Source organism: Hymenobacter taeanensis, assembly GCF_013137895.1.
Taxonomy (GTDB): domain Bacteria; phylum Bacteroidota; class Bacteroidia; order Cytophagales; family Hymenobacteraceae; genus Hymenobacter; species Hymenobacter taeanensis.
The window spans coordinates 2,234,036-2,259,785 of the sequence record NZ_CP053538.1 but is presented as its reverse complement, the minus strand read 5'-3'; the positions used below and the strand labels follow the sequence as shown (position 1 = coordinate 2,259,785).

Below are 25,750 nucleotides of genomic sequence, written 5' to 3'. Positions count from 1 at the left end.
TTTGGCGGGCTTTTTGCTGCCTAAAATATTTTTTCTACTTAAGTGCTGGGTAAGATTTGGTTGTTTTGAAACAAAAAATTAGGCATTCAAAATATTTAATTCTTTGGTTTTCAGTTATTGAAAATATTTTTTCAGGAAGTCATTTACCCATTGTGTTTGGCCTGCTAGTTTTCTACATTTGATTTTGGCAAGCGCCCTTCATTTCTTCTTCATTCAGAGTCTTCACCCCGCAACTGCACTATATGGCCTAAAGCTCTACGCCCCTTAATTCTCGTAGCCTTTATGGAAACCATGCAGCCGAGCGACTCTGCTCTGATATCGCGTTACATTGCCGGGCAGGAAGAAGCCTTCGCTCTCCTGCTTGAGCGTCACAAATCCCGGGTATTTACCACTATCATGCTTATCGTGCGCGATGAGGATGTAGCTGAAGACCTCTTACAGGATACCTTCATTAAGGCTATCCACACTATGAAAAGCGGACGGTACAACGAGGAAGGAAAATTTTCTTCCTGGATCTGCCGTATTGCGCATAATTTGGCCATTGACTTCTTCCGGCGGGAAAAACGTAGTCCTTTGTTGAATCTGGACACAACAAGTCATGCCTTTAATTCGTTGTCGTTGGCAGAAGAGGGTGCCGAAGCTATCCTCACGCGGGAGGAAACTCACGCGCGGCTTCGGGAGCTGATTCAGGAGCTGCCCACGGCGCAGAAAGAAGTCCTGATCATGCGTCATTACGGCGACATGAGCTTTCAGGAAATAGCCGACGCGACGGGGGTGAGCATTAATACTGCGTTAGGGCGTATGCGCTACGCGCTCATCAATCTGCGGAAGAAGATGGCCGCACAACCCGTTTTCTATGATCAAAACCTTACCCCACGAGAAACTGCTCCGGTACGTATACAACGAATTGCCGGCTGATCAGCAACAAGAAGTAGAACAGTCGTTGCAGCACGACCCGGAGCTGGCCGCTACCTGCGCCGATATGCTGCTGGCTCAGCGCCTGCTCAACGGTGTGCAGCGTACTCCCAGCCAAAAGACTACTGATTCTATTCTGCAGTACTCCCGCACCTTCCTGAAAGCGGGGTAAGAGAAAGGGGAAGTATATCATCATCCTGCCATGCGTAGCCTGCCTGCTCCCGCTCTGGAGCCAGCAAGTATGCGTGGCAGGATGACGTGTTTTTGCCGTTTATTTGCGGCTCTCTTTGTTTTGCCTACCGTATGCGTAAACCTGAGCGGTTCCGCCACTTCCTCGAGTACTTTACCACCCACTTTCCGGAACCGGAAACGGAGCTCGTTTACACTAACCCCTACGAGCTTATTGTGGCCGTGGTGCTCAGTGCCCAGTGCACTGATAAACGCGTGAACCAGGTAATGCCAGCTCTGCTGGAGCAGTTTCCTACGCCCGCACATTTAGCCGCCGCCACACCGGAAGAGGTATTTCCGTTCATCCGGAGTGTATCTTATCCCAACAACAAGGCCAAGCACCTTGCGGGGTTAGGGCGCTTGCTGGTGTCAGACTTCAACGGAGAGGTACCCAGCACTATTGAAGAGTTGCAGCGCTTGCCTGGCGTAGGCCGCAAAACGGCTAACGTGGTAGTATCGGTTATCTACAACCAGCCCGCCATGGCCGTGGATACGCACGTGTTCCGGGTGTCGCATCGGCTAGGCCTGGTATCGCGCACGGCCACTACGCCGCTGGCGGTAGAGAAGGAATTGGTACGGTACATTCCGGAAGCTGTAATTCCGAAGGCGCATCACTGGCTTATTTTGCACGGACGTTATATCTGCGTGGCTCGCAACCCGAAGTGCGGTATCTGCCCCCTGAAAAGCTGGTGCAAGTACTACGCTGAAGTGGTTGTGAAATCAGCCCCGGCGCCTAAAAAAGGCCTATTAAAGGGCATTGATCCAGCCTCACTCTCACCTGATAGCACAACATAGTTTATAACTAGTTTTAGACAGCACAAAACCTGACAACCGAGAGTTTGCCTTACCCTATGCAAGCTATTGGGCCGCTGCCTTCTCTAAAATCTGCTGCATTTGAATTGCCAGCTGTTCCCGGTTAAACGCCTCATGGGCCACTCGCTTGCCGGCCTCGCCAGCAGCATGGCGCTGCTCATCATGCTGCATCATAGCTGCTATTCTGGTAGCTAATGCCGGGGCATCACTGGCCGGGGAGTACCAACCGCAGCGGTGCATTTCTACCAGTTCTCTCGTCCAGCCACTGTTTGTGACGATAACCGGCGTACCTACCGCCAGGCTATCATAGAACTTAGCCGGAGAGTTGCTATCCAGCACGGGCAGGCCTAGAAAGGACACGACCGATACCTCTGCCAGCCGGAACCACTTAAATACCTCGTGCCGGGGTTGGGGCGGCACTACCCGAATGGCCGGACACCGATCTGCCGCCTCGCGTAGACGCGGCTCGTCAAACCCATGCCCCATAAACAGCCATACTACATCGGGTAGGCGCGGTGCCAGTTGTTCTGCGGTGGCAATGAGTGCCGGAATGTCGTTGGCACGCCCGAAAGTGCCAGCGTAGAGTACCACCCGACGACCAATCAGGTTATACTCGGTGCGCAAGGCCTCAGTGGCCTCAGCAGTAGCCTGGGCAGCCAAATCGAGGTCAGTACCGTTCCAGATAGTAGTGACTTTAGACTCCGGCAGGCCTAGGCCACGCACGTAGTCCGTCATGTCGGGGGAAAGCGTTACCGTATGCTGCGCCGACTCATACAGGCCCCTCTCCAGAGCAAACAAACGCTCCTGAGCCAGCTTACTCGGCACTGCTCCCATAGCAATCGGGAAGGATGGCCACAGGTCCTGCACCTCAAACACCCACGGCACCCGCCGCCACCGTGCCACCTGTGCCGCAGCCCACGCCGCCGTCAGGGGCGTGCTGATACCCCAGATTACATCGGGCTTATCTATTTTGAGCCCTTCTTTCAGGGCATACGCTGCGTACTTTCCAAAGGATAGTACACGCCGCGCAACGCCCATACGGTTGTCGTAGGCCACATCTGCGGCCCGCATTTCTACGCCATCGGGCAGCCAGGGATATTGCTGCGTAAGGCGCTGCGCCTCCCAGGTGCGCGTGGTAATCAGCGTAATGCGGTGGGTGCGGGCAATATGCTTTAGCAGCGAGTAATGCCGACTGGTAGCGGGGCAGTCGGGGTTGGTGTGATACTGGCTGAAGACGGCAATGTGCACGAGCGGTCAGGTTAACCGAAGAAAAGAGAACCGCACCAAGGTGCTGCCATTCAAGTGGCCTAGCGCTCGGCGCGGCGCGGCTTAGGCCGGTACTTCGACTGCGTAAGGATGCGTTGAGAGTTTTGCTCGGCCATCAGCTGCTTCAGCGTCACGTTGGGGTGCTCCGCCATGTATTTACGCACAATTTGCCAGCCAATCCACGCCCCTACCCTACCAGGGCAGGTTTTATCAATCTCAGGAATGTTGGGCCGCTCACCCACGTATTTCTGGATAGTAAAGGGAGCCGTATTATACAGCAGATTCTTCTCGATAAAGTGCGCCCAGATTTTACCCTCGTTAAACACTACTCCTGCCATTTCTTTATCGGTGTAGCCTATCAGCAGGGAATCAGGAGTGCAGGGCAGCATCTTTTCGGCGAAATACAGCGACTTTCCAAACTGCACCATCTCGCCCAACATGGTCTGGTTGGTGAGCTGCTTCTGATTGTATTTGCTGCTGATGGCCAGCGCTACGGTAGGCACTACGTAAGGCTTGGTGTAGCGGCGCAGAATATAGCCGGGCACATTAGGCCGATAGGCAGCCTTCGGGCCCACAAAAAAATCGGTGCTGATGACCAGCAGACTGTCATTCACAAACAAATCCTGGCTGAGCCCGCTAACGAATGTTTTCACGGGTGGCACCCGGAAATCTGGGAAGTAGAACCGGATGTGCTGAAACAGTGGCTTCAGCTCTGCCGCTAACGCGCCCGTATCCTGAAACGTGCTATCGGCCTGGTGGCCTAGCTTCCGCAGGCCTGGGTTGGTAGCCAAACGAGCAAGCGTGTTGCTGAGCACTCCGGCCGGGTACTGGCTGCTTTGCAGAAACTGCCGGGCAAAAAGGCCATTTCGCGCAATGAAGGCGTTGGCATCAGCGGGGGTTTTAATCTGAAAAAAGGGGTTTTCCAGCCGCTCAATCTGTAGCGACACATCAATTTTCGCAACCTCCGGGTTTATTTCGCACTTCTCCGTTTTGGAGGTGCAATTAGGCAAAGCCAGTATCGTTAAACTCAGGACGGCCGCCAGCCAGGGGCGTATACGGGCAGGAATGTGCATTGCGCTTCTATATTTACGGCGAAATTAGCCAAAACGAAACGCCGGATGGCTGTCTTTCGTGTTTTGCTCATCGTACTTCTGCAATTGATATGAAAAAAGCACTGCTCGCCCTCTTTTGCATCGGCGCTTCTGCCGGGGCTGCATCCGCGCAAGTTGAAATAGGGTTGAAGGTTTCGCCCTCCATTACCAGCCTCCGCACTGATTCTCCGGCCCAGTATGGCTTTCAGAGAAATGGCAGTAAAGTAGGCTTCGGAGGCGGCCTGATTGTAGACTATTTCTTTGGTCAGAACTACGCCTTCAGCACAGGCCTACAACTCACCGGTAAGGGTGGTAAGTTCTTGTTCCTCGACCCCGACACGGGCCGCCGGGTGGAGCAGAAACTAGGCATTCAGTACCTGGAGCTGCCGGTTACCATGAAGCTCTTTACCAACGACATTGCCACCGATACGAAGCTGTACTTTCAGCTGGGTGGCACAATAGGCGGTGCTATTGCGGCTAAAATCGACGGCGACAAGCGGTATACCGATCCTTCCACTGGTAAAGAAAGCAAAGCCTTCGACCACGTTATCATTCCCGACGCCGGGGTTTTGCTGGGCTTTGGTACCGAGTACCAGGTAGGCCAGAGCACCAAGGTATTTGCGGGGGTGAGCTACCACCGCGGCCTCGTAAATATTGAGAAGTACTACGACAAGCAACGTAACTTCTCAGAGGTCAGCCTGAAGAACAGCGAATTTGCCCTTGACCTGGGTATTAAGTTTTAGACCAGTCAGGCTGTTATTGCGAGTAGAGCGAGGAATCTGGGTTTGGCCTCTAGGCCTGTTGTCTGAGTACTCGCTCTGGTCGCAAAGGTAGTTTTAGGCCACTCTAGGCCACTAAACAAAAAGCCCGCGTTGCTCTCAGCAGCGCGGGCTTTTCTTCTATCAGGAGGAGTTTTCTCGCAGAAAAAATCCGTCAGTCAATTATTTCAATTTCCCGGTCCTGCAACCGGCTCATGGCCGCCGCGGCTGAGTGCAGCTCGATTTCCTCGCCGTGCTCATCCTCGATGCGGTAATCTGTGAGGCCCAGACTAGTGTCTTTCATCACTTTTACCCACTTATAATACTTCAAATACCATTTCATCTGTCTGCTTACCAAGCCTTTGGTGTAGTAAGCGTGCAGGAATGGGTGCACATTGAGCGTAATACCCGACTGATTCTGGGTTACCAGTAGGTCCTCAATGCTGTTCTCAATTTCGTCGGTTACTAGGATAGACGCCGAAATCTTACCCGTGCCGCCGCAGGTGGGGCAAACCTCACCGGTCACGATGTTTTCGACAGGCCGAACGCGCTGCCGGGTAATCTGAAGCAGGCCAAATTTCGTGATGGGTAGAATTGTGAAGCGCGCCTTGTCGTGCTTCATGATGTCGCGCACGGCATCTTCTACTTTCTTGCGGCTCTCCGCCGACTTCATATCAATGAAGTCAACGACGATAATACCGCCCATATCGCGCAGCCGAAGCTGGCGGGCTACTTCCCGGGCGGCTGAGAGGTTCACGTGCAGGGCTGTGGCCTCTTGGTCGCCTTCTTGGTTGCTCTTGTTACCGGAGTTCACGTCAATGACGTGCAGGGCCTCCGTATGCTCAATTACGAGGTAGCCGCCACCGGGCACCGTTACGGTTTTGCCAAACAGGGTCTTGAGCTGTTTCTCAATTCCCTGGCTTTCAAACACCTTCACTTTGCCGGTGTGTAGCTTCAGCAGGCCAAGCTTATCGGGCGCAATCTGCTGCAGGTAACTCCGCATTTCCTCGTACATGGGCGCCGCATCTACCGTAATGGCATCAAACGACTCGTTGAGCATGTCGCGCAACATGGAGCTGGTGCGGCCCAGCTCCCCCAGCACCTTATCGTTCGGCTTGGCTGTACGCAGGGTTTGGAAGAGCTTGTCCCACTTCTCCACCATGTTCTGCATATCCTTGTCGAGCTCAGCCACCTCCCGGCCTTCGGCCACGGTGCGGATGATTACGCCAAAATTATCGGGTTTAATAGAAGCAATGAGCCGCTTAAGCCGCTCCCGCTCCGATTTGCTGACGATTTTCTTGGATACGCTGATGGTATTGGAAAATGGCACCAGTACCAGATACCGGCCCGCCATGGAGATATCCGTGGACAGGCGCGGGCCCTTGGTAGAAATAGGCTCCTTTACAATTTGAACCAGCATCTGCTGGCCCTTCTTAAGCGTGCTGTCGATTTTACCGACTTTGTCGAGCGTCCCATCAAACTGGAAAGTTTTCAGAGGGCCGACGGTTATTTTCTGCGATTGAACGCCCTTTACCCACTTCGTCAGGGAGGGATAATTCTCTCCCAGGTCGCCGTAGTGTAAGAAGGCATCCTTTTGGTACCCAATGTCAATGAACGCGGCGTTCAGACCGGGCATAACTTTCTTGACCGTGCCCAGGAAAATGTCACCAACTGAGTAAGCGGTGTCGTTGCGGTCGAAATGATATTCGATGAGCCGCTTGTCCTGTAGCAGGGCAATCCGTTCTCCGTCCTGAGTAGAATTAATGATTAATTCGTTACTCAATGGATTAAGCGGTTAGAGCAGTATCTGGCAAGTATGGCCTAGCGGTTATGGATTCCCCCGAAACCCGCAAAGGGAAGCCAGCGCACAAGGCGCCGGCTTCCCTTTCGAGCCACGGGGAAAGCATACATCTGGCCACTCTCTGGATACTAAGTGAGAGATAGAAGAGTGCTTTTTCTATGTTAGAAAAGCACCAACGAGCAAACCCCGGAAGGATTACTTCTTCTTGTGACGGTTCTTGCGCAGACGCTTCTTCCGCTTGTGAGTGGCAATCTTATGACGCTTTCTCTTTTTACCGCAAGGCATGATGTTGTGGGTTAGATGAGTGAATTGATTTGATTTCTTTTATTGTTGACTGCTCCTGTGCAGGTACACTTACCTGCCTGAAGAATAGCTAACAAGTACTATTGCAGCTTTTGAAGTTGCTCATCCACTGAAGCGGCTAGGCCCGGATCGGTGCTGAGACTCTTGGCTTTCTGGAAGGCCTGACGGGCTCCCTCTTTCACGCCAGTTTGAGCTAACGCGACGCCAAGATAAAACTGTCCGTTGACGTTTTCAGGATTTACTTTAGTTAGCTCTTGAAAACGTTCAACCGCTTTGTCGAACTGATTGCTCTGAATAGCCAGTAAACCAAGGTTATACAATACCTTTTCGTTGCGCGGATCCACGGCCAGCACTTCGCGTAGCAACGTGATACCCTGCACCGGGTTAGAGCTAGCCATCAGCGCCATACCCAAATTGGTTTTGGCGTCGAGGTTGTCGGGGTTGTTCTTCAACACTCGCCCGTACAGTTCCTCACACTTGGCACCCAGCATTTTCTGCCGCTCCTCCGTAGTTGCAAAGCTATACGCTTCGAAATACTGATCGGCGGCCCGCTTCCAGGCCTGCTCGCCGGGGCGAGTCAGGGCTACTTGCTCCAGATAGTAGCCAGCACTGTCAAAACGCTCAATGGCTTTGTACTTGTCGGCCAGTTCAGTAGCCAGCCGTAGCTTAGCGCCTAATTCTGCTTCCGCGTTGTACTTGGCAAGCAGCGTGTTAATTTCCTGACGTTTAGCCGGAGCCACCGTCATGTGCGGCTGCTCGGCTGTTGCCCCTTCGGGCTTGCCCATCATATCCACAGAAGCCGTAGAGGGAGCTGCTGCGCCGTTATCGCGGTTAGCTGTACGGGCAGCGTCCTGAGCAAGTTCACCTTTTCCTGCTTTGGGCTTCACAATCACCTTGGGCAGCAAAAACAAACCGGCCACTAGGGCCACCGCCAAGGCGAGAAGTATTAGTTGATGCTTTGAGGAGTTACGCGCCATTAGCAGGGAAAAACGCAGACCGCCGGGCCTCCGGAAAAGGAGGCCCGGCGGCACTGCCGACATCGAATAATAAAAGCGACTTAGGCGCTAGCCAGTGCTTTGATTTTCTTGCTGTTCTTGATCTTGCCGATGAAGGTCTTGGAGGGCTTAAAGCTCGGGATGAAGTGCTCGTCGATAATGATCGACGTGTTTTTCGAGATGTTGCGGGCTACTTTCTTCGCGCGTTTCTTGTTAACGAAGCTGCCAAAGCCGCGCACGTAGATGTTGTTGCCATCGGCCATCGAATCCTTCACAACTTTGAAGAAGGCTTCTACGGTAGCCGAAACGTCTGCTTTCTCAATGCCGGTTTTGTCAGCAATTTCGGCGATTACTTCTGCTTTAGTCACGCTGGTAAGTGTACTAGGGAGGTGAAAAATATGTGCTTGGCAAATGTTGCCTTCCTCAAAACGTAAGCACTTGCCCGGTAAGGCGTTGCTTATGTTTTGAGGGGCACAAAGGTAACCCCCTTTTTTGGTTTTACAACAGATTTCGCAGCATTCGCCACCGCTTCCTAGGTTGCATCCAACTATTTCTTTCTCAAAGCCTTGAGTTCAATTCTTTCTACCTCCCCCCAACCCTGGTTTGCGCAACGTTTATTGGACTGGTACCCGCGCCACCGCCGCGACCTGCCCTGGCGGAACACGCGCAACCCATATGCCATCTGGCTTTCCGAAGTAATCCTGCAGCAAACCCGTGTGAAACAAGGGCTACCGTATTACCTCGATTTTATTACCTCCTACCCAACCGTACAGGAACTGGCAGCCGCCCCCCCGGATGAGGTGCTGCGGCACTGGCAGGGCCTGGGCTATTATTCGCGGGCCCGGAACATGCACCATACGGCCCAGCAGGTAGCGGGAGAATACAATGGCCAATTTCCTAGCTCTTATGCTGAGTTGCTGAAGCTACGCGGTGTAGGCCAGTATACCGCTGCGGCTATTGCCTCGTTTGCCTATGATGAGAAAGTAGCCGTGCTCGATGGCAACGTGTTCCGGGTGCTGGCCCGCGTGTTTGGCGTAACGCAGGATATTGCCGCTCCCGCCAGCCGCAAGATTTTCCAGCAGCTCGCCGATACGCTCATTCCGGCCGACCAGCCGGCGGAGTTCAACCAGGCTATTATGGAGTTTGGCGCTATTCAGTGTACGCCCGCCAAGCCCGATTGCCTGTTTTGTCCGCTCCAGACGGAGTGCTATGCTTTTCAGCACGGCATGGTGCAGGAGCTTCCCGTCAAGAGCAAGGCCAAAGCCGCCCGCACCCGCTATTTCCACTACCTCGTGTTGCGCCACAACGATACCGTTTATATGAGGAAGCGTGGCCCCAAAGACATCTGGGAAGGCCTATACGATTTCGCACTTCAAGAAACAGGCTCAGCGGAGTTGTCTGTGGCCTCCGTAGTCAACGCAGTAGAAGCAGTAGGGGGCCGGTTGGCTACGGATCGGGCAGAAGAGCCTACCACTGCTATGCGTCACATTCTAAGTCATCAGAAAGTAGAGGCTCGCTTCCACCCTATATGGCTTTCAGAACCCTTGGACGTAAAGGCGGCCGGGGCGGCCGGCTTAGTGGCCTACAGTGCTACTGATATTGAACGGCTGCCTAAGCCCGTAATCATCACTAATTTTATTAGCAATCTATCGTTTTAACTTGCCAAGTATATTGGAATAAAGCTGTGATTTTTGTATCTTTATACCTGACAATTATCTCTCTTTTCTCTTCTAACGACTAATTATTTACATCATGGCAAGCGTCAACAAAGTCATTCTCGTAGGCCACTTAGGTAAAGACCCCGAAGTTCGTCATCTGGAAGGTGGCAACTCGGTGGCGAACTTTACCATGGCTACTAATGAGTACTATAAAGACAAGCAAGGCACCCGAGTAGAGCGTACTGAGTGGCACAACATTGCCGCGTGGCGCAATCTGGCGGAGCTAGCTGAAAAGTACCTGCGCAAGGGCCACCAGGTATATGTGGAGGGCCGGATCCGGACTCGTCAGTACCAGGATAAGGATAATCAAACCCGCTACATCACGGAAATCATTGCGGAGGAAATTACTATGCTGAGCAGTGGTCGTGCTGCTGGCGCTGAAGCCCAGCCGGTTACTGCCGCTGCTGCCGAGGAGCCTACCACTTTCCGGCAGGAACCAGAACTGAATCAATTGCCGTTTTAGAGATCTAGCGCCCTGCATTTCATAAGCCCCGGCCTGGCGCCGGGGCTTTTTGCGTGATAAGAGCAATATATATTGTGCTAGGCCAGTTGAAGCAGCCTCTGCTTAAAGATCACGGCTAACTGGCCTAGTGAGGCTATACTGCTTCGCGCTGCAAGTGTGCTACCTTTGAGTATTCATTCTGATTTGCTTGGCATGGCCGATTTTCGAATTCTGCGCGGATGGGGCGCTGTACTTACGCTGCTAGGCTTAGCGGCGAGCTGCACCTCTGCCCCGGACTTTACGCCCAAGCCGAAAGGCTACAACCGTATTGATTTGCCCCCGCACGCCTACCAACAGCTGGCGCCCGGCCACCCGTACACGTTTCAGTATTCGCGCTACGCCAAAATCCTTCGTGATTCCTCTTATCTGGCGCAGCCGCACTGGATCAATGTGTACTACCCGCAGCTACATGCCAACGTACAGATTACCTACGCCAACCTCCAGCGCAACAAGCAGCTCAGCAATAAATTACTGGAGGATGCCCGCAAGCTTACCAGCAAGCACCAGATTAAGGCCACGGCTATTGATGAAAGCGTGCTGAAAACGCCTAATGGCATGCGGGTAGCGGTATTCGAGTTGCAGGGTGATGTTCCCAGCCAGTTCCAGTTTTACACCACCGATAGCACGAAGAACTTTTTCCGCGGAGCCCTTTACTTCCGGACCGCCACCGCCAACGACTCCTTGGCGCCGGTCATCGACTACGTGAAGAAAGACATTGTGCAACTGCTCAATACGCTGAAGTATCAATGAGCAATGGGCAATGAGTAATGAAGAGCGGCCAAATGGTACAGTTCATTACTCATACCTCATTCCTCATTCCTCACTGATTCATGAGTAACTTCTTTCAAACCAAACTCGAGTATCTGCGCGGAGTAGGATTGCAGCGGGCTCAGCTTTTGCAAAAAGAGCTAGGCCTCTTCACCTACGGCGACCTTATTCAGCGGTACCCGTTCCGCTACCTCGACCGTACTCAGTTTTATAACATCTGTGACCTGCACGACGACCTCCCCTATGTGCAGGTAAAGGGTATTCTGCGGAACCGTGAGGTGGTGGGCGAAGGCCCCAAGAAGCGCATGGTAGCCAAAATTGCCGATGCCAGTGGGGAGCTGGATCTGGTATGGTTCAAGGGCGTGAACTATCTGGAGAAGATCATCAAGAATCATCAGGAGTACATCGTGTTCGGTAAGCCCACGATGTTTAACAGCCGCCCCCAAATGGCGCACCCTGAGCTGGAGGAAGTAACGGAGGCCAAAGCTGGCCAGAGCTACCTGCAGCCCGTTTACAACACTACCGAGAAGCTCAAGAACTATCACCGCGTTGATAGTAAGGCCATTGGCCGGATGGTATTCGACCTGCTCAAGATTGCCCTGCCGCAGGTACACGAGAACCTCTCGCAGGATTTGATTCGGCAGTACGGACTGATGGATAAGGCTATGGCCTACCAGCAGATCCACTTCCCGCAAAGCACCGATTTGCTGCAGGCCGCGCGGTTCCGGCTGAAGTTTGAAGAGCTGTTTTACGTGCAGCTAAAGCTCCTGCGCCAGAAAACCCAGCGCAAGGTGGAGCTGGCGGGCCAGATCTTCAGAGAGGTACCATCTCTGGTGCACTTCTATAAGAACGTGATGCCTTTTGACCTCACTGGAGCTCAAAAGCGCGTAATCCACGATATCTACAAGGATTTCTGCTCTGGCAAGCAGATGAACCGCTTGCTACAAGGCGATGTAGGCTCGGGCAAAACCATTGTGGCCTTCATCAGCATGCTCATGGCCGCCGACAACGGCGCGCAAAGCTGCCTGATGGCCCCCACCGAGATTCTGGCCGATCAGCATTACGTGGGCCTCAAGGAATATGCTGATTTGCTAGGCCTGCGCATTGGCAAGCTCACCGGCAGCACCCGCACCGCTGAGCGGCGCGTGCTGCACGAGCAGCTGCGCAGTGGCGAGATGCACATGCTGGTGGGCACCCACGCCCTGCTAGAGGATGTGGTGCAGTTCCGCAACCTGGGCCTCACCATCATGGATGAGCAGCACCGCTTTGGGGTGGCTCAACGCTCAAAGCTGTGGCAAAAGAACCCGCACGTAATTCCGCACGTGCTCGTAATGACGGCCACGCCCATCCCGCGCACGCTGGCCATGACGCTCTACGGCGACCTGGACGTATCAGTAATTGATGAGCTGCCGGCCGGTCGTAAGCCCATTGTCACGGTGCACCGCTTTGATGCCAACCGGCTTAAGGTGTTCCAATTCCTTCGCGACCAGATTAACGTGGGCCGCCAAGTATACATTGTGTATCCGCTGATTGAGGAAAGCGAGGCCATGGCCGACTACAAGGACCTGATGGATGGCTACGAGAGTATTGCCCGCGCCTTCCCCGAGTTCCAGATCAGTATTGTGCACGGCCGCATGAGTGCCGCCGAAAAGGATGCTGAAATGCAGCGCTTCGTGAAGAAGGAGACCCAGATTATGGTGGCAACCACCGTAATCGAGGTAGGCGTGAATGTGCCCAATGCTTCCGTAATGGTCATTGAAAGCACTGAGCGGTTTGGTCTTTCCCAACTGCACCAGCTACGTGGCCGCGTGGGTAGGGGCGCTGAGCAGAGCTACTGCATCCTGATGTCGGGCTATAAGCTAAGTAAAGACTCCCGCACCCGCATTGAGACCATGGTGCGCACCAACAACGGGTTTGAAATTGCCGACATCGACCTGAAGTTACGTGGTCCCGGCGACCTGATGGGCACCCAACAAAGCGGGGTGCTTGACCTACTTATTGCTGATCTGGCCAATGATGGGCGGATTCTCACCGAGTCGAGAGCCGCAGCTCAGGCCCTGCTCAACGAGGACCCTGGCCTAGACCGCCCGGAGAATCAGCCCATTCGGCGGCACATTGAGAGTTTACCTGCTACGGCCGTCAACTGGAGCCGTATTAGCTAGTCTCTGGGTCAGCGCCCTATTCACACCAACAGCTTGCCAAGTAATATTCTCAGCAAGCCGTTGATGCGTAAAGAAGTATCAAGCATAAAAAAAGCGACCTTAATAAGTCGCTTGCCGAAGAACTACTTCAATGAAAGAGTACCGGAACTGGTTGCCTGCCAAACATTTCGGTCTATATTCTGGCTTGAGGTTTTTGGAACTGACTCACCAATAAAGTAAGAAGCACTCCGAACGGGAGCCTGCAACACCGAATGAGCCGACTTGGCAGCAGTATCAATGAGCACGCTTGACTCTTTGGTAAGCTTACCGATGACAACAAGTGAAACGAGTAGAAAAAGGCGTAGTAAAGATTTCATAGCATTCGTGCGGATAGTAGGCGGGCTACAGGCAAGCAATTATGAGGCCAGATGGGCCAATGTGAAAGAAATACTGCGGGGTAGCTGGAACTTTTTGTTTCTCTTCTTCTGCTTAACAACTAGCAAACGGAACGCGATACTGAGGAGTTTGGCACAAAATATCCAATAACCAGGATATATGTTTAAACCAAAATATTCCCTCTATTATTCTAGCCCGTTGGCATATCCTGATGCAAAGGAACAGTATTTGTATCAGTAAATGAGCTTCTTTCGCGTTAAGAAAGAATGAAGAATGACTTTGAGGGGCCAACTGCCCTACAAGAACGACGGCATATACGGAGTAGTGTAGAAGTTGGATACCTTTGGAGAGTACATTTTTCGGATTTTTTTCCTGTTCCTCCTAACTGTCTATATCTGTGCGTTTTTCTTCTGCTTTAACCACTGGTATTTTAGTGCTAGGCCTGCTCCAAGCGCCAGCGGTAGTACTTGCCCAGAAAGTAAAGTCGGCTCCGTTTAGCTATGTTCCGGAGCAATCTGATGACCGTTATAATCAGCGTGTGCTGCGTAAAACCCTGCCCCTCTCTACAGGTGGCTTTGTGATACTAGCGCATAAATCGGCCACTGAATATGCAGTAGAGCGCTACACCACCGATCTGAAACGCACCTGGAGTACCGCCTTACCCATCTCGGCGGGCCAAGCGGTAGATGCGTTTGCTGCCTCGGGCAGCCAGGCCACGGTCGTTATCCACCAAACAAGTGGGGCGGCTCAGAATCTCTCAGCGCTAACCTTTGATTTGGCTACTGGCCAGAAAGGCCCGCTTAAGAAGCTGTTAGACGCTAACGCCCGAGACAGACGTTTGGGCGTTACGTTTTCCCCAGATGGCACCAAGCTGGTAGCCTGGCGTTACCTCACCCGCGACGTACAGATTCGGGCCATTAACGCGGCAGTGTATGATGAAAAGTTAACCAAGCTGAAAGACCGCACCTATGATTTCCACGATCAGGGCGGCTTCTTCTCTACTACCATCCATGTCGGCAACGATGGCACCCAATACGTCACGCTGGTCGCCGATGAGATGAAGAAACTATCAGTACGCCGCTATCTGAACACTTCACCCGAGATTAAAGTAATGTCGGTGGCTGTGGGGGGTACGTTTGGGGGCAAAGCGGTAAACGTATTTGACTCGCGCTTTATGCTTCAGGGCAATAATACGCTGTATGCAGCGGCCATCTGCAACGAGCGGGAAACGGGGCTTTACCACAGCCTTAAACTGGTGAAGTTTGATTTTAATGGTGATGGTGACCTGAAATTTGCCCCTGAAGTTAAGTTCACCCCCGAGTACTTGGCTGACGTCAACAAGGCCAGCAACACCAGCGCTAAGCGCTTAGAAGATATTTATCTCACTGATCTGCTCCTCACCGATGAGAAGCAGCTGGTGGTGGTAGCCGAAAAGAAGTTTGAGGAGGGCGGTGATGATTCGCCGGGCCACACCCGCGAGCTGCACCTATTTGGCTACAATGAGTACCAAGCGCCTACTTGGCACAGCATTATTGCCAAAGACCAAGTGGCGCCGGCCGCTGAAGGCTTCAGCAGTATTGGATACCGCGCGGCAGTGTTTGGAGAGGATGTGCAGTTGGTAACCTGGGAGAAAATCAAAAATAAGTCTGACCTGTACTTGCGGCAGGTGAATGCCCAAACGGGCGTAGTACAAGAGCCCGAAGCCTTGGGTCTGAACGTAGCCGCTGACCAGAACCCCTCCTACGTAAAGGACTTCACGGCCTGGCTCGATTCTAAGACGCTCATTGGAGTAAGCCGGCCCAACAAAAAGTCGGCAGCCCTTATGCTCAATAAAATTGTGGTGAAATAGGCGCTAGGCCACTTCTTACTGAGCCTGCAAAAAAACAGCCAGGCCGCTCTATGATAGGGAGCGGCCTGGTTGTTTTTTTGGGAATGACACTACTGGCCTACGGGAAAATACCCAGCGACTGATAGCTCACTCCTATTTTCTCGATGGCCGCGTAGAAGGCCGCCGTGCGCAGGTCAGTAATACCTTCTACTTCATCCATCACCTTCCGGATAGATTGGTAAGCCGTAATCATGGTGTCTTCCAGGCCGGAGCGCACCAAGTCAATTTCGTCGGCGCCATGCACAATCTGCTGGCGCTCTTCGGGCGTAATGGATTTGCCTGTAGTGCGCTCAATAGTGGCTACTAAGCGGCGCATAGCACCTTCTTCAGCGCGCTTGCCCATTCGGCCAAAGCGCACATTTGAGAGATTTTTAAGCCACTCAAAGTAGGACACCGTTACACCACCCGCGTTCAGGTACAGGTCGGGCAGAATGATAATACCTTTTTCCAGCAGGATTTTCTCAGCTCCCTGCGTGGTAGGGCCGTTGGCACCTTCGGCAATAATTTTAGCCTTGATCTTGGTTGCGTTGCCTTCATGGATCTGATTTTCCAGGGCTGCCGGAATCAGTACGTCGCACTCATACTCAAGCAGATCCAGCGACTCTGCAATATCTTTCGCACCGGGGAAGCCTAGCACCGAGCCGGTTTCCTGACGGTGCTTGAACACTGCCGCTACGTCTAGGCCACCTTCGTTGTAGATGCCTCCCTCCCGCTCCGCAATGCCCGTAATTAAGGCGCCATCTTGCTGGCAGAAATGAGCCGCATAGTAGCCTACATTACCCAGGCCCTGCACAATGATGCGCTTACCGGCCACGCCACTGCTCAGGCCTACCTTTTTCAGCATTGGCTCATCTAGCAGCAGCTCACGCAAGCCGTAAAACACCCCTAGGCCAGTGGCCTCGGTCCGGCCCCGAATACCCCCCTGGCCTACTGGCTTACCGGTTACGCAGCCTAGGGCACTGGTATCGCCGTACTTGAAGGTCATATAGGTGTCAGCAATCCAGGCCATTTCGCGGCCGCTGGTGCCATAGTCAGGCGCAGGTACATCCATACCGGGGCCAATAAGGTTCTTCTTAATCAGCTCCGTGGCATAGCGGCGTGTTACGCGCTCCAGCACATGCACGGGAGTAGTACGAGGATTGATTTTCACCCCCCCTTTGGCTCCCCCAAACGGCACATCAACCAGCGCACACTTAAAGGTCATGAGCGTAGCCAGTGCCATTACCTCCTCTTCATCCACGTACACGCTGTAGCGGATACCACCTTTACTGGGCAGTTTATGGTGGCTGTGCTGCACCCTAATTCCCTCAAAGACCTGCACGTGGCCGTCTATCTCTACCGGGAAGTTTACCTTGTAAATGCTGTTGCACGCCCGAATTTGGGCAATAATGCCGGGGTCCAGCTTCGAGAAGCTTGCTGCATGGTCATAGAACCGCAGCACACTTTCATAAAAGTCTTTACCCTGTACCTGTTCGTTAGCCATATGGGTATGGAGATGTAGGTGGGAGTATCTTCCTGCAAACGCATAGCCTAGCAATCAGTTGTGCTAAAAAACAACAAAGCCGCTCCTACAAGAGGAGCGGCTTTGGTTCAAGGCGCACGCAGGATTATTCTGGGCAATCCATGAAATCCGCTTGAACGCGTGATTTAATAGGTGTACTCGTTGGCGGCAATCAGGTGGTCGGCAATACGACGACGGGCTTCTTTAGCATTGTAGAGGTCTGCCTTGGTGAAGCGCTTCAGGCCCATAGCCAGCAGGCGCTGCTCGTCGCCCTCGGTCATGGTAGCAATAGCGTCTTTACCAAACTTGTTTACCTGATCCACGGTGTCGTAGAGGTACACGCGGGCAATGTCGATCTGGGTCGAAACTGCTTCTTCGCCCTGTACGCCAGCCTCTTTCTCCACGCGCAGGAGGGTGCTCTCCGCGGTGTACACTTTGATGGCCATGTCAGCAATGTTCATTAGTACCTCCTGCTCTTTAGCGAGCGAGTTCATGTACTTCTGCACGGCCGTGCCAGCCACCATCAGAATAGCCTTCTTCAGCTTCTGAATGGTCTTTTTCTCAGTGGCAAACAAACCGGTTTCTTCCTCCAGATTGAAGTCAGGAATAGCCATCAGCTCCTGCTGCACAGCCTGGGCGGGGCCCATCAGGTCCAACTCGCCTTTCATGGCCTTCTTCAGGATCATGTCAACGGCCAGCATGCGGTTGATTTCATTCGTGCCTTCAAAGATGCGGTTGATGCGGGAGTCGCGGTAGGCGCGGTCCATGGGGTAGTCGGCCGAGAAGCCGTAGCCGCCATATACCTGCACGCCTTCGTCTACCACGTAGTCGAGTACTTCCGAGCCTTCTACTTTCAGAATGGCGCACTCCACGGCAAACTCGCGGGCGGCACCCAGTAGGGCCTCGTTGTGGCTCTGGCCTTTCGCCAGCAGTTCCTGCTCCATGCGGGCAATGTCCATACCGGCGCGGTAAATAGCCGATTCTACGGCGTAGATACGTACGGCCTGCTGGGCCAGCTTGTGCTTGATAGCGCCAAACTTGGCGATGGGCAGCTTGAACTGCACTCGCTCGTTAGCATACTTAATGCTCAGCGTAGACGCCATTTTGGTAGCACCCAGGCAAGCAGCAGCCAGCTTAATGCGGCCGATGTTCAGGATGTTGAACGCAATGAGGTGGCCTTTGCCAATCTCACCCAACACCGCTGATTTTGGCACCTTCACGTCTGACAGGAACACCTGACGGGTAGACGAGCCTTTGATGCCCATCTTGTGCTCCTCGTTGCCGAGGCTCAGGCCGGGCGTGTTGCGCTCCACAATGAAGCCCGTGAATTTGTCGCCGTCTACTTGCGCAAACACAATGAATACGTCGGCGAAACCGCCGTTCGTAATCCACATTTTCTGCCCGTTCAGTACGTAAAACTCGCCGTCTTCGGTCGGAATAGCTTTGGTTTTAGCACCCAGCGCATCAGAGCCCGAGCCGGGCTCCGTGAGGCAGTAAGCACCCATCAGCTCACCGCTGGTCAGGCCGGGCAGGTACTTGGCTTTCTGCTCCTCGTTGCCGAAGTACAGAATAGGCAGCATGGCAATACCCGTGTGGGCCGCGAAAGCAACCGGGAACGAGTGGCCACCACCCACGCCTTCGGTCACGCGCAGGGAGGTAGTGAAATCCATATCCAGTCCGCCGTACTGCTCCGGGATGCTTACCCCGAACAGGCCTAGCTGGCCAGCTTTCTCCATCAGGCCGCGCATCAGGCCTTCTTCGTGGTTATCGAGGCGCTCCAGCAGGGGCTGCACTTCTTTCTCCACGAAGTCCAGAGCCGTCTGGTGCATCATGTTCTGCTCCTCCGAAAAATCGGCGGGAGTAAATACGTCCTGAGCGTCGGTTTCTTTGATGATGAACTCGCCGCCTTTCACAAGCTTGTTGGTTACTTCCATGACCGGGTGAGATGTATGGGTTGTAAAAATCGATGTCAAAAAGAGAAAGAAGATGCTCGGCATACCTACTAATTGGCCGCCAAGAGCCCCTTCTATATGGGATACCGAAAGATAACAAATTATGTTATGCTTGCCGAGTACTTTCTGAAAAAGAAACCCCGTATGCTGGGGTTTCTAATCCTTAGAAGCAGAACAGCTTACTTAAGTAGCTGGTTCTGAAAATGGAGCGTAACCGATGGTCGGTGGCGTGGGTCAGGTGAGTTTTCCGATAGAAAACGCTGCCACGTTTCCCGAGAGACGCACGCCACCGACCATCGGTTATGCTGCCTGCTTACTTCAGCAATTCGTAGATGCCGGCTACGCCCTGACCACCGCCTACGCAGGCGGTTACCATACCGTACTTCTTGCCTCGCGCGCGCATCTCATGAAAGAGCTGAATGCTGAGCTTGGCGCCGGAGCAGCCGAGTGGGTGGCCTAGCGCAATAGCGCCGCCATTCACGTTCAGCTTGCTCTCGTCAATGTCTAGCTCGCGGGTAATAGCAATCGACTGCGACGCGAAGGCTTCGTTCAACTCAATCAGGTCGATGTCTTGGAGCTTCATGCCGGCTTGCCTAAGCGCCTTCGGAATAGCCTTGATGGGGCCCATACCCATGATGCGCGGGTCGATGCCTTCGGTGGCATAGGTAATCATGCGGGCAATCGGCTCCAGGTTTAGCTCCTTCACCATGCGCTCCGACATCACCAGCACGAAAGCCGCGCCATCAGAAGTCTGAGAAGAGTTACCCGCCGTTACTGAACCGTTAGCGGCAAAGACCGGACGCAGCTTGGCCAGCGCCTCCAGCGACGTATCGGCACGCGGGCCTTCGTCGGTATCTACTACGTAGGAGCGGTTTTTCTTCTTGCCGGTAGCCTGATCGAGGTAGGTTTCCTCTACGGTGATGGGCACAATCTGCTCCTTAAACTTGCCTTCCTGAATAGCTTTGATGGCCTTCTGGTGCGAGTTGTAAGCAAACTGATCCTGGTCCTCGCGCGACACTTTATAATCCTGCGCTACAGCTTCGGCCGTGAGACCCATGCCGAGGTAGTAGTCGGGGTGCTGCTGAGCCAGTTTATAGTTAGGCACCGTTTTCCAGCCTACGGTGGGCACCATGCTCATGCTCTCGGTGCCACCAGCCACGATGCAGTCGGCCATACCCGCCGTGATTTTGCTGGCAGCCATGGCAATGGTTTCTACACCGGAGCCGCAGTAGCGGTTCACGATGAGGCCCGACACGTTCATGGGCAGCGCCAGCAGCGAAATCAGGCGGCCCATTTGCAGACCCTGCTCTGCTTCTGGTACCGCGTTGCCTACCATCACATCGTCGATGCGCGTGGGGTCGAGAGCAGGCACAGAGGCTACTAAGTGCTTGATGACGTCGGCGGCGAGATCATCGGGGCGGGTGAAGCGGAAACCGCCGCGGGTGGCTTTGCCAACTGCCGTGCGGTAACCAGCTACGATATATGCATTCATTGTAGTGAGTCTTGAAGAAAGTAGTGGAATTAGAGCTGATCTAGGCCTAGTTCCCCTTGAAGGTTAGAGCAGTTGCTTATCCTAAAACACCTAGCACTACTAGGTTTGTTCTAAGCCAGTCAACCACCCCTAGCCCCTCCTCAGCTGAGGAGGGGAACTAGTTCTTAGCTCTAGTTTCTCAAGGGTTTGCCCGTCGTCAGAATCGACTGAATTCGCTCTAGTGTCTTCCGCTCGCCGGTTAGTGAAAGGAAGGCTTCGCGCTCCAGATCCAGCAGGTACTGCTCCGATACTTCGGTGGGGCTGCTTAGGTCGCCGCCGCACATGATGTAGGCCAGTTTGTTGGCAATCTTCACGTCGTGGTCGGAGATGTAACGGCCTTCCTTCATGGCGTGCACGCCGGTCAGGAACATGCCCAGGGCACCTTTGCCTTGCACCTTGATATTGGTTTTCTGCACGGGCTGGGTGTAGCCATCTTCGGCCAGCTCGATGGCAGCAGCTTTGGCCTGCGCGATTACGCGGTTGCTGTTTACCACTACCTCATCGCCGCGGCGCAGAAAACCCAGGTCGAAGGCCTCAGCCGCGGAAGTCGAAACTTTGGCGGTGCTGATGGTCATGAAGCTGTTACGGAGCAGGTTGTACTCGGGCTCCCCTTCTTCGTACTTGGCTGCGGTGCGCAGGGTCATTTCCTTGGTGCCACCGCCGCCCGGAATCAGGCCTACGCCAAATTCTACGAGGCCCATGTAGGTTTCCGCGGCTGCCACTACCCGGTCGCAGTGCAGGTTCAGTTCGCAGCCCCCGCCCAGAGCGAGGCCGTGCGGAGCGCCTACTACTGGAATGCTGCTGTAGCGCATGCGCATCATGGCCTGCTGGAACTGGGCAATCATCAGGTTCAGCTCGTCGTACTCCTGGTCTAGCGCGAACATGTACACCAGGCCTAGGTTGGCACCGGCCGAGAAGTTCGGCGCGTCGTTGCCGACAACCAGTCCGCGGAAATCCTTTTCGGCAATTTCCACGCCCTTCATCAGGCCCTGGATTACATCGGAGCCTAGCGCGTTCATCTTGCTGTGGAACTCCACGTTCAGGATACCGTCGCCGAGGTCGAGCACCGAAGCCCCCGCGTTTTTCCAGATGACCTTACCCGTGGCGCGCAGATTGTCGAGGATGATGAAGTTCTCAACACCCGGAATAGCTTTGTAGTCCTTCGACTCGATGTCGTAGAACTGCTTTACGCCCTGCTCGCTCACTTTATAGAAGGTAGTGTTGCCAGCGGCCAGCATCTCCTGTACCCAGGGGGCTACGGTTTTGCCTTCCGCCTGCGCCAGTTCTAAGCCTTTCTGAACACCCAGGGCATCCCAGGTTTCAAATGGGCCCATCTCCCAGCCGAAGCCAGCACGCAGCGCGTCGTCAATCTTATAGAGGGAGTCGGTGATTTCCGGAATGCGGTTGCTCACGTAGGCGAAGAGGCCCGCGAAGGTTTTGCGGTAGAAGTCGGCGGCTTTGTCTTTACCGGCTACCAGTACCTTGAATCGGTCAGCCAGCTTCTCAATCGGCTTAGTGGTTTCCAGGGTCGCGAACTTCACCTTGGCGCCGGGCTTGTACTCCAGCGTAGCAAGGTCAAGCGCCTGAATTTCCGACTTGCCTCCTTCGCCCTTTACCTTCTTATAGAAGCCCTGGCCGGTTTTGTCGCCTAGCCACTTGTTCTCCGCCATCTTCTTGATAAAGTCGGGCAGCTGGAATACCGCCTTGGCTTCGTCGTTCGGTAGGTTCTGGGCGAGGCCGTTGGCTACGTTGATCATCGTATCCAGGCCTACCACGTCGGAAGTACGGAAGGTAGCCGACTTGGCGTGGCCGATAACTGGGCCGGTGAGCTTATCTACTTCTTCTACCGACAGGCCTAGCTGGCTCATCACCTGCACCACGTCCATGATGGCGAAAACGCCTACGCGGTTGGCAATAAAGGCGGGCGTGTCTTTGGCGAGTACGGTGGTTTTACCCAGGTACAAGTCGCCGTAGTGCATCAGAAAATCCACTACCGCCTGGTCCGTGTCCGGGGTCGGGATGATTTCGAGCAGCTTCAGGTAGCGCGGCGGGTTGAAGAAGTGGGTGCCGCAGAAGTACTTCTTGAAGTCGTCGGAGCGGCCTTCCGTCATCATGTGAATTGGGATGCCGCTGGTATTGCTAGTAATCAGCGTGCCAGGCTTGCGGTATTGCTCTACGCGCTCAAACAGGCTCTTTTTGATATCGAGGCGCTCTACTACCACCTCAATCGTCCAGTCGCAGGTGGCAATATCCTTGAGGTTTTCGTCGAAGTTGCCGGTTTTGATGCGGCTGGCATCGGCCTTGCGGTACAAGGGCGAAGGGTTAGCGGCCACGGCGGCCTGCAGGGAGCTGTTTACAATGCGGTTCTTCACCGCCGGGTTGTCCAGCTTCAGACCTTTGGCTTCTTCGGCGGGCAGCAGTTCCTTGGGCGCGATGTCGAGCAGCAGCACCTGCACACCGATGTTGGCGAAGTGGCAGGCAATGCGCGAGCCCATCACACCGGAGCCCAGTACGGCTACTTTTTTGATGGTACGATTCATTCTTGGGGAGGAATGAGTGGGTGAGAAATGAAAGAATCAGACAGAAAAACCGGCAAGCCAACTACTCGTCATGCCGACTTTATAGCCACATAAAAGCTCCTTACCTAGGAGCACTTTTAAGTAGCAAAAAGCCCCGAGCTACTGGCCTAGGCCGGCGACTCGGAGCGTAAGGGTTTCGGCTTGAAGTCGTCGTAGAGGGTTTTGCCCTCAATCATGCCGGTAATCTGGCCAACCACTTTGAAGAACACGTTTAATTCGCTCTGCGGGATTTTTTCACGCACCTTCAGGTTGAAGTGACGCACCGTTTGCCGGGAAATCTCTTTTCCGCGCAGCCCTTCCTCGGTGAGGAAAATTCGCACAGAGCGTTTGTCTTGCGTATCAGCCTGCTTATAGATTAGCCCTTTTTCCTCCATGCTGCGTAAAATACGCGTCAGGGAACGGGTTTCCAGCCCCAATAAAGGTGCTATCTTGGTAGCAGGGGTACCATTCTCCTGGTCGATGTTTAGCAGCACGAAGCCAATGCTCGTGGTAATGTCGTGCTTAGCCGCCTGCGTATTGTACATGCGCGAAATGGCGTGCCAGGCAACTTTAATGTTATAATCGACGGTTTCTTCGGGTGTCATGGGTGAGGGGAGCAAGTCCGGTAAACATACAGAAATATGTTATGCTTGCATACTAAGTTATGCAAAAAAAGTTTAGCCTGCCGTGTCATGGGGTAAATGATCAGGCAGGCTAAACGTGGTGGAAGTTTTCTTGGGCGAAGACCCAACGGGACCAGCCTTACCTCAAACTAGTGGTAGGCTTCCTAGTGATAGAGGCTCTCGATGATGTCTTTGTTGTTAGCGGTGATGACTTTGCGCTTCACCTTCATGGTGGGGGTCATTTCGCCGGTTTCCACGGTCCAGAGCTGGGGCAGCAGTACCACTTTCTTCACCTGTTCCCACTGCGCAAAACCGCTGTTATACTTGTGTACCAGGTCCTGGTACATCTTCACCACCTTCTCGTTCTTAACGAGCTCTTCGTTTGAGCAATTGCAATCCACACTATTACGCTTGCACCAGCCTTTCAGGTCATCGAAGGAAGGAATAACGAGGGCCGAAGGAAATTTCTGACCGTCGCCGACTACCATGCACTGCTCTACCAGCGGCGACTCCTTGAGCTTGCCTTCAATTACCTGAGGGGCAATGTACTTACCACCCGAGGTCTTGAACATCTCCTTCTTACGGTCGGTAATTTTCAGGAAACGGCCTTCTACCATTTCGCCAATGTCGCCGGTATGGAACCAGCCCTCCTCATCAAACTCCTTGGCCGTTAGCTCGGGCTGGTTGTAGTAGCCTTTCATCACCGACTCCGACTTGGTCAGAATCTCACCATCGGTGGCAATTTTTACTTCGGTGTTGTCGATGATGGGGCCTACGGTGCCAATCATGTTGTTCTCAGGCTCGTATCCACCTACCGCAATAACCGGGGAGGTTTCCGTGAGGCCGTAGCCCTCCATTACCGGAATGCCAGCCGACCAGAATACCCGGGCCAACCGTGGCTGCAGGGCCCCACCTCCGCTCACGATGCAGCGCAGGTTACCTCCCAGGGCCTCACGCCATTTGTTAAAGATCAGCTTGTTGGCCAGCGCTAACTGCGTGTTGTACAGAAAGCCGTGGTCTTTCTGGTTGTCGTACTTCAGGCCGAGATTGAGAGCCCAGAAGAACAGCTGCTTCTTTACCCCTTCCAGCTCATGGCCCTTGGCAACAATCTTATCATATACCTTCTCCAACAACCGCGGTACGGTAGTGAAGATCTGGGGCTTCACTTCGCGCAGGTTATCGGCAATGGTTTCCATGCTCTCGGCATAGTAAATACTCACCCCATTGATGAGGTAGATATGCGTTACCATGCGCTCAAAAATGTGGCAGAGCGGCAGGAAGCTTAGGGCCCGGTCTTCTTTTGTGACGGGCACAAACCGCTGGGCATTGCGGCAGTTGCTGAGAATGTTGTTATGCGTTAGCATTACTCCTTTGGGCTGCCCGGTAGTGCCTGAGGTGTAAATGAGCGTCAGCAGGTCATCAGGCTGTACGGCAGCTTTCAGAGGCTCCAGGTCGGCGGGGTTGCCCTGCTTGCCCAGGTCCAGCAGCTCCGAGAAGTGACGGGCGCCTTCTACTTTATCAAACGTGAATACGTTATCCGACGGAATATTCAGCCCTTGCGTAGCTTCACGCACCTTGTCCAGCAGCTTTTTATCTGAGACGAAAACGGCCTTGACGCCGGCATCGGAGAAGATGTATTTGTAGTCTTCTACTGTAATGCTGGGGTACATGGGTACGCTGGTAGCGCCCAGTTGAGCAATACCAAAATCTGCGAACATCCACTCAGGGCGGTTCATAGAGATAATGGCCACTTTATCATCTTTGCCAATCCCGAGACTACGCAACCCCAGACTGACTTGGTTTATTTGCTCTATTGCTGCCTCGGTACTGACGGGAACATACTGCCCATTGCTCTTGGCAGCAAAACAGTCGGGTTTATTGTACTTCTGCTGTAACTGAGGCAGAATATCGAAGGTGCGACGAATGTCCATACGGAGATAGCACGGGGGTGGGAGAGGCAAATAGAGACGGGCAGCAGTTCCGGAAGCGTAGTAGCTGAGTA

20 protein-coding genes are annotated in these 25,750 nt (G+C 53.7%); 9 read left to right on the top strand and 11 right to left on the bottom strand.

Annotated features, from left to right (window positions below):
• Positions 1 to 282 precede the first annotated feature (282 nt).
• From HMJ29_RS09625 to nth, 3 genes are all read left to right on the top strand, one after another.
• Entirely contained in the window at positions 283 to 918 is a 636-nt protein-coding gene (locus HMJ29_RS09625; protein ID WP_171591279.1) for an RNA polymerase sigma factor, read from the top strand.
• Positions 857 to 1,087, top strand: a complete 231-nt coding sequence (locus HMJ29_RS09620) for an anti-sigma factor (protein ID WP_171591278.1) — start codon at positions 857 to 859, stop codon at positions 1,085 to 1,087. The genes HMJ29_RS09625 and HMJ29_RS09620 overlap by 62 nt, the downstream gene beginning before the upstream one ends.
• Positions 1,088 to 1,218: 131 nt before the next feature.
• Entirely contained in the window at positions 1,219 to 1,938 is a 720-nt protein-coding gene (nth, locus tag HMJ29_RS09615; RefSeq protein WP_171591277.1) for an endonuclease III, read from the top strand.
• Between the two features lie 63 nt (positions 1,939 to 2,001).
• Here nth and HMJ29_RS09610 read toward each other — a convergent pair whose 3' ends face one another.
• A complete protein-coding gene (locus tag HMJ29_RS09610) occupies positions 2,002 to 3,204 on the bottom strand; it encodes a glycosyltransferase family 4 protein (protein ID WP_171591276.1) in 1,203 nt (400 codons plus the stop codon).
• Positions 3,205 to 3,263: 59 nt separating this feature from the next.
• A complete protein-coding gene (gene gldB / locus HMJ29_RS09605) occupies positions 3,264 to 4,295 on the bottom strand; it encodes a gliding motility lipoprotein GldB (protein WP_262922229.1) in 1,032 nt (343 codons plus the stop codon).
• An 89-nt stretch (positions 4,296 to 4,384) separates the two neighbouring features.
• On the opposite strand from gldB, the gene HMJ29_RS09600 reads away from it, so the two are divergent.
• Positions 4,385 to 5,056 carry a porin family protein gene (locus HMJ29_RS09600; RefSeq protein WP_171591274.1) on the top strand — a complete coding sequence of 224 codons (672 nt, stop codon included), beginning with the start codon at positions 4,385 to 4,387 and terminating at the stop codon, positions 5,054 to 5,056.
• Between the two features lie 190 nt (positions 5,057 to 5,246).
• Here the strand turns inward: HMJ29_RS09600 and HMJ29_RS09595 are convergent, their stop codons facing one another.
• The 3 genes from HMJ29_RS09595 to HMJ29_RS09585 form a co-directional block, all read right to left on the bottom strand.
• The gene (locus HMJ29_RS09595) at positions 5,247 to 6,854 is read right to left on the bottom strand and encodes an Rne/Rng family ribonuclease (protein ID WP_171591273.1); all 1,608 of its coding nucleotides are present in this window, start codon (positions 6,852 to 6,854) and stop codon (positions 5,247 to 5,249) included.
• A gap of 401 nt (positions 6,855 to 7,255) precedes the next feature.
• Entirely contained in the window at positions 7,256 to 8,152 is an 897-nt protein-coding gene (locus HMJ29_RS09590; RefSeq protein ID WP_171591272.1) for a tetratricopeptide repeat protein, read from the bottom strand.
• A gap of 80 nt (positions 8,153 to 8,232) precedes the next feature.
• Positions 8,233 to 8,538 carry an HU family DNA-binding protein gene (locus HMJ29_RS09585; RefSeq protein WP_171591271.1) on the bottom strand — a complete coding sequence of 102 codons (306 nt, stop codon included), beginning with the start codon at positions 8,536 to 8,538 and terminating at the stop codon, positions 8,233 to 8,235.
• A gap of 198 nt (positions 8,539 to 8,736) precedes the next feature.
• Between HMJ29_RS09585 and mutY the strand changes: the two genes are divergently transcribed.
• From mutY to HMJ29_RS09560, 5 genes are all read left to right on the top strand, one after another.
• The gene (gene mutY, locus HMJ29_RS09580; protein ID WP_171591270.1) at positions 8,737 to 9,828 is read left to right on the top strand and encodes an A/G-specific adenine glycosylase; all 1,092 of its coding nucleotides are present in this window, start codon (positions 8,737 to 8,739) and stop codon (positions 9,826 to 9,828) included.
• A gap of 94 nt (positions 9,829 to 9,922) precedes the next feature.
• Positions 9,923 to 10,351, top strand: a complete 429-nt coding sequence (locus HMJ29_RS09575; protein WP_171591269.1) for a single-stranded DNA-binding protein — start codon at positions 9,923 to 9,925, stop codon at positions 10,349 to 10,351.
• Between the two features lie 192 nt (positions 10,352 to 10,543).
• A complete protein-coding gene (gene gldD, locus HMJ29_RS09570) occupies positions 10,544 to 11,140 on the top strand; it encodes a gliding motility lipoprotein GldD (protein WP_171591268.1) in 597 nt (198 codons plus the stop codon).
• A gap of 80 nt (positions 11,141 to 11,220) precedes the next feature.
• Positions 11,221 to 13,320 carry an ATP-dependent DNA helicase RecG gene (gene recG, locus HMJ29_RS09565; RefSeq protein ID WP_171591267.1) on the top strand — a complete coding sequence of 700 codons (2,100 nt, stop codon included), beginning with the start codon at positions 11,221 to 11,223 and terminating at the stop codon, positions 13,318 to 13,320.
• 772 nt (positions 13,321 to 14,092) lie between these two features.
• Positions 14,093 to 15,544, top strand: coding sequence for a hypothetical protein (locus HMJ29_RS09560; RefSeq protein WP_171591266.1), 1,452 nt, complete (start codon positions 14,093 to 14,095; stop codon positions 15,542 to 15,544).
• 97 nt (positions 15,545 to 15,641) lie between these two features.
• On the opposite strand, the gene HMJ29_RS09555 is transcribed toward HMJ29_RS09560, so the two are convergent.
• The 6 genes from HMJ29_RS09555 to HMJ29_RS09530 all read right to left on the bottom strand — a co-directional run bounded on the left by HMJ29_RS09555 (position 15,642) and on the right by HMJ29_RS09530 (position 25,679).
• Entirely contained in the window at positions 15,642 to 17,066 is a 1,425-nt protein-coding gene (locus HMJ29_RS09555) for a Glu/Leu/Phe/Val family dehydrogenase (RefSeq protein WP_171591265.1), read from the bottom strand.
• Between the two features lie 164 nt (positions 17,067 to 17,230).
• On the bottom strand, positions 17,231 to 19,018 hold the full coding sequence (locus tag HMJ29_RS09550; protein WP_171591264.1) for an acyl-CoA dehydrogenase FadE: 1,788 nt from the start codon (positions 19,016 to 19,018) through the stop codon (positions 17,231 to 17,233).
• Positions 19,019 to 19,349: 331 nt separating this feature from the next.
• Positions 19,350 to 20,528 carry an acetyl-CoA C-acyltransferase gene (locus tag HMJ29_RS09545; RefSeq protein WP_171591263.1) on the bottom strand — a complete coding sequence of 393 codons (1,179 nt, stop codon included), beginning with the start codon at positions 20,526 to 20,528 and terminating at the stop codon, positions 19,350 to 19,352.
• A gap of 170 nt (positions 20,529 to 20,698) precedes the next feature.
• Complete coding sequence (locus HMJ29_RS09540) at positions 20,699 to 23,107, bottom strand: 3-hydroxyacyl-CoA dehydrogenase/enoyl-CoA hydratase family protein (protein ID WP_171591262.1); 2,409 nt, start codon at positions 23,105 to 23,107, stop codon at positions 20,699 to 20,701.
• A gap of 146 nt (positions 23,108 to 23,253) precedes the next feature.
• A complete protein-coding gene (locus HMJ29_RS09535) occupies positions 23,254 to 23,730 on the bottom strand; it encodes a MarR family winged helix-turn-helix transcriptional regulator (protein ID WP_088845435.1) in 477 nt (158 codons plus the stop codon).
• A gap of 182 nt (positions 23,731 to 23,912) precedes the next feature.
• On the bottom strand, positions 23,913 to 25,679 hold the full coding sequence (locus HMJ29_RS09530; RefSeq protein WP_171591261.1) for an AMP-dependent synthetase/ligase: 1,767 nt from the start codon (positions 25,677 to 25,679) through the stop codon (positions 23,913 to 23,915).
• Positions 25,680 to 25,750: the final 71 nt, after the last annotated feature.